This window comes from Camelimonas fluminis (genome assembly GCF_014656355.1).
GTDB lineage: Bacteria > Pseudomonadota > Alphaproteobacteria > Rhizobiales > Beijerinckiaceae > Camelimonas > Camelimonas fluminis.
Map to the genome: position 1 here is coordinate 1 of NZ_BNCG01000189.1, position 505 is coordinate 505.

Below are 505 nucleotides of genomic sequence, written 5' to 3' on the forward strand. Positions count from 1 at the left end.
TGTGACCTGACGGTCATCAAACCCCAACAAGCCAGATGGCCCACGGCGCAAACGCGCCAGGCCTTCCCCCTTGAGGCGGACAATCCGCTGAATTTTCCAGGGAACACATCATGAACGACGCCAACGCGAACACGACCGCTGCCAAGAAGACCTACGACCGTCCCTACATGCCGATGTCCGAGTATATCGCCATGCACAAGGCCGCCGGCACCTACCAGCCGAAGCCGCGCGACCCGAACGCCCCGGCCAAGACCGAGGCCGTCACCGATGCAACCGATGGCGCCGCGAAGGCCCGCAAGCCGGTCTCCGAAGCCCAGCGCCGCTTCTACGCCGGCTACCACGCGCGCAAGCGCGCCGCCGCAGCGCAGTCCGCCGCCTGATCCCCGCCCACGCGCGCCAGTCCCCGAAAAAGGGGCCCGCCACCGCGGGCCTTTTCATCTCAGGAACATCGGTTGTGACCTGACGGTCATCAAATCCCAACAAGCCAGATGGCCCACGGCGCAAA

The 505-nt window shown here is 65.5% G+C and carries 1 protein-coding gene; it reads left to right on the forward strand.

The genetic code is table 11. The features are described from left to right. Positions 1-110 precede the first annotated feature (110 nt). The gene (locus IE243_RS23085; protein WP_191321608.1) at positions 111-380 is read left to right on the forward strand and encodes a hypothetical protein; all 270 of its coding nucleotides are present in this window, start codon (positions 111-113) and stop codon (positions 378-380) included. Positions 381-505 lie beyond the last annotated feature (125 nt).

Coding starts and splice junctions, on each gene's coding strand:
- IE243_RS23085 (WP_191321608.1), top strand. CDS start 111: ATGAACGACGCCAACGCGAACACGACCGCTGCCAAGAAGACCTACGAC.